Here is a 3,406-nt window from a genome sequence, read left to right on the forward strand (position 1 = left end):
GTCGCCCCCGGCCGGCGGGGCGGCGGCGGCCGAGGCGGAGGCCGACGCCGACGGCGACGGCGACGGCGACGGCGCCGCGGCCCGGAGCGCGTCGAGCTGCTCACCCGCCTGCTGGGCCAGCGGGGTGACCGCGCCGCCCAGGGCGCCGTCCGCGGTCACCGCCGTCGCGTAGGCGTCGACCAGCGCCTGCTGGACCGACACCTGACCGGCGAGCTGGTCGACCTGCGCGGCGCTCACCGGGGGTGTCTCGGGGGAGTCGGAGGTGCAGCCCGCGGTCGCCAGTGCCAGCCCTGCCGAGGCGGCCAGCAGGGCCCGCCGCGAGAAGGCCCGGGAGGCGGGCGGGGGGGAGGGGAGCATCGCCGTCCATCCTCTCAGCCCGGGCCCCGCGGGGCCGGGAGCACACGGCGGGCGGGTCCTCCCCGGCGCCGGGTCTCGGGCCCGCCCCGCGGGCGGTAGCCTGGCCCTCCGGCCGGTGGTGGGCCGACGGCGCGTCGCCGTCGCCCCACGGGGCCCGGGGACGGCTGGTCGCCCGCCCCGCCGCGCACGCGCCGACCGAGCCAGGAGAGGGAGGGAACCCGTGTCCGCCGCTTCCCGCACCGACCCGGTCGCCACCCGGTTGGCCGGCCGGATCGCGCCGGTCGTCGACGCCGCCGGGTACGACCTCGAGGAGCTGGTCGTCACCCCGGCCGGCCGCCGCAGCGTCGTGCGGGTGGTGGTGGACCGCGACACCGGCGTCACCCTCGACGACATCGCCGAGGTGAGCCGGGCGGTCTCCGCGGCGCTGGACGAGAACGACGGCGACCTCGGCCGGGCCCCGTACGTGCTGGAGGTCACCAGCCCCGGGGTCGACCGGCCGCTCACCGAGCCGCGGCACTGGCGGCGCAACACCGGCCGGCTGGTCGCCGTCCCGGTGGGCCCCGCCGGGGACGTCGAGCAGGTGACCGCGCGGGTGCTCGAGGTCGACGACGGCGGGGTCACGCTCGCGGTCGAGGCCGCGGGCAAGCCCGGGGCCAAGAAGCGGCCACCCACCCGGCGGCGCGTGCCGTGGCAGGAGCTCGGCACCGGACGGGTACAGGTGGAGTTCGGCCGGCCCGAGCCGGCCGAACCGGCAGGCGCGCAGCCGGATCCCGCGGACGACGACGACGACGGAGAAGGACAGTGAACATCGACGTGACCGCCCTCAAGGCGGTCGAGCGGGAGAAGGGCATCCCGGCCGACACGGTCATCGAGGCGATCGAGTCGGCCCTGGTGACCGCCTACCGGCACGCCGACGGCGCCGCCAAGCACGTGCGGGTGCACGTCGACCGCAAGAGCGGTGAGGTCGCCGTGCTGGCCCAGGAGCTCGGGCCGGACGGCGACGTCGTCCGCGAGTGGGACGACACCCCCTCCGACTTCGGCCGGATCGCGGCCAGCACCGCCAAGCAGGTCATCGTCCAGCGGCTGCGCGACGCCGAGCACGAGCAGACCTTCGGCGAGTACGCCGGCAAGGAGGGCGACATCGTCAGCGGCATCGTGCAGGCGCACGACCGCCGCAACGTGCAGGGCACCGTGCTCATCGACATCGGCAAGGTCGAGGCCGTGCTGCCGCACACCGAGCAGGTGCCCGGCGAGAGCTACCCGCACGGCAGCCGGCTGAAGGCCTACGTGGTCTCGGTCACGCGCACGTTCCGCGGGCCGCAGGTCACCGTCTCGCGGACCCACCCGAACCTGGTCCGCAAGCTCTTCGCCCTCGAGGTCCCCGAGATCGCCGACGGCAGCGTCGAGATCGTCGCGGTCGCCCGCGAGGCCGGCCACCGGTCGAAGATCGCCGTCCGGACCAAGGTGCCGGGGCTCAATGCGAAGGGCTCCTGCATCGGTCCCATGGGGCAGCGGGTGCGCAACGTCATGAGCGAGCTGCACGGCGAGAAGATCGACATCGTCGACTGGTCCGACGACCCCGCGACCTTCGTCGCCTCGGCGCTCAGCCCGGCCCGGGTGAGCAGCGCGCGGGTGGTCGACCCCCAGGCCAAGGCCGTGCGGGTCGTCGTCCCCGACTACCAGCTGTCGCTGGCCATCGGCAAGGAGGGGCAGAACGCGCGGCTGGCCGCCCGGCTCACCGGGTGCCGCATCGACATCCGCAGCGACGCCCAGCCCGACGACGCGACGCCGTCCCCCGGGGTGGGGCGGGCGCCCCTGCGGTCCGGTGCGCCGCCGGTCCGCGCCGGGGGACCGGGCGGGCGCCCGGGGGCCCAGGGTGGAGGATCACGTCCGGGCTCCAGACGCGCGGAACATCCGGGCCCCGCCGCGCGCTAGAGTGCAGGGTGGCCGAAACGTCGATCCCGGTGCGCACCTGTGTGGGCTGCCGGAAGCGCGCTCCGGTCACCGATCTGCTGCGTGTCGTCGTCCGGAGCGGGGCCCTCGTCCCCGATCCGCGGCGGACTCTCCCCGGCCGGGGGGCGTCCCTGCACCCCACACCGGAGTGCCTGCGCGCAGCGGAGCGACGCCGGGCCTTCGTCCGGGCGCTGCGCAGCAGCACCCCGGTCGAGGCCGGTCCGCTCCGGGTCCACGTCCTCGGTACGCCGTCCGCGGCGGCTCCGGGCGCGGAGGCGGGGTCGGGCGACAACGAACGAACGACAGACCGCAGCAACACAGACGGATCGGCATCGGGTCGGTCCGCAGTCGAGGGCAGGACGTCGTCGGATGAGCAAGCCGTGAAGTCCCCACGATGACCATGCAGGACTAAGCACGAGGTCGAGCGGGCCAGCCGCCGGCCTCACCAAGAGGAGATCCGTGCCAGGCAAAGCCCGCGTACACGAACTCGCCAAGGAGTTCGGTGTCGACAGCAAGACAGTGCTCGCCAAGCTCAAGGAGCAGGGCGAGTTCGTGAAGTCCGCGTCCTCGACCGTCGAGGCCCCCGTGGCCCGCCGGCTCCGGGAGGCCCTCGGCGCCGCCAACGGCGGCACCACGGCGGCTCCGGCCGCCCGTCCCAGCGCACCCGCCGCCCCGGCCCCCGCTCCGGCGGCGCCGGCTCCGGTCGCGCAGACCCCCGCCGGGGCTCCGCAGGCCCCGGCTCCTGCCCAGCAGGCGTCGGCGACCCGTGCCCCTGGCGGTCCCACCCCAGGGCCGCGTCCGGCGGTCGCCCGTCCCGGTGCTCCGACGCCCGGCCCGCGGCCGGCCGCGCCGGCTCCCGCCGCTCCGGTTGCTCCTGCCGCTCCGGCGGCTCCCGCTGCTCCGGTTGCTCCGGCGGCTCCCGTCGCGCCGGCGGCCAGTGCCGGTCCCGCGGCCGGTGCGCCGACGCAGCAGCCGCCCGCGGCACCCAGCGGTCCGCGGCCCGGTCCGGCCGCGCCCCGTCCGGCTGCGGCGGGTGGGTTGGCGCCCGGTGGCCAGCGCCCCGGTGCCGGTGGCCCGCGGCAAGTCGGATCGTAGC

At 76.9% G+C, this 3,406-nt stretch carries 5 protein-coding genes; 4 read left to right on the top strand and 1 reads right to left on the bottom strand.

The window, feature by feature from the left end; all coding sequences use genetic code 11:
• On the bottom strand, positions 1-357 hold a 357-nt coding region (locus tag MY520_RS27760; RefSeq protein ID WP_436695927.1), incomplete at its 3' end, for a hypothetical protein.
• A gap of 220 nt (positions 358-577) precedes the next feature.
• Here MY520_RS27760 and rimP point away from each other — a divergent pair.
• From rimP to MY520_RS27780, 4 genes are all read left to right on the top strand, one after another.
• On the top strand, positions 578-1,162 hold the full coding sequence (gene rimP / locus MY520_RS27765) for a ribosome maturation factor RimP (protein WP_436695928.1): 585 nt from the start codon (positions 578-580) through the stop codon (positions 1,160-1,162).
• Positions 1,159-2,292, top strand: a complete 1,134-nt coding sequence (gene nusA, locus MY520_RS27770) for a transcription termination factor NusA (RefSeq protein ID WP_436695929.1) — start codon at positions 1,159-1,161, stop codon at positions 2,290-2,292. The genes rimP and nusA overlap by 4 nt, the downstream gene beginning before the upstream one ends.
• A gap of 41 nt (positions 2,293-2,333) precedes the next feature.
• Positions 2,334-2,708, top strand: a complete 375-nt coding sequence (locus MY520_RS27775; RefSeq protein WP_436695931.1) for a YlxR family protein — start codon at positions 2,334-2,336, stop codon at positions 2,706-2,708.
• A gap of 61 nt (positions 2,709-2,769) precedes the next feature.
• Positions 2,770-3,405 (top strand): translation initiation factor IF-2 N-terminal domain-containing protein, encoded by a 636-nt coding sequence (locus MY520_RS27780; RefSeq protein ID WP_436695930.1) that lies wholly within the window; start codon positions 2,770-2,772, stop codon positions 3,403-3,405.
• Position 3,406 lies beyond the last annotated feature (1 nt).

The organism is Geodermatophilus sp. CPCC 205506, from assembly GCF_051383635.1.
Lineage (GTDB): Bacteria > Actinomycetota > Actinomycetes > Mycobacteriales > Geodermatophilaceae > Geodermatophilus.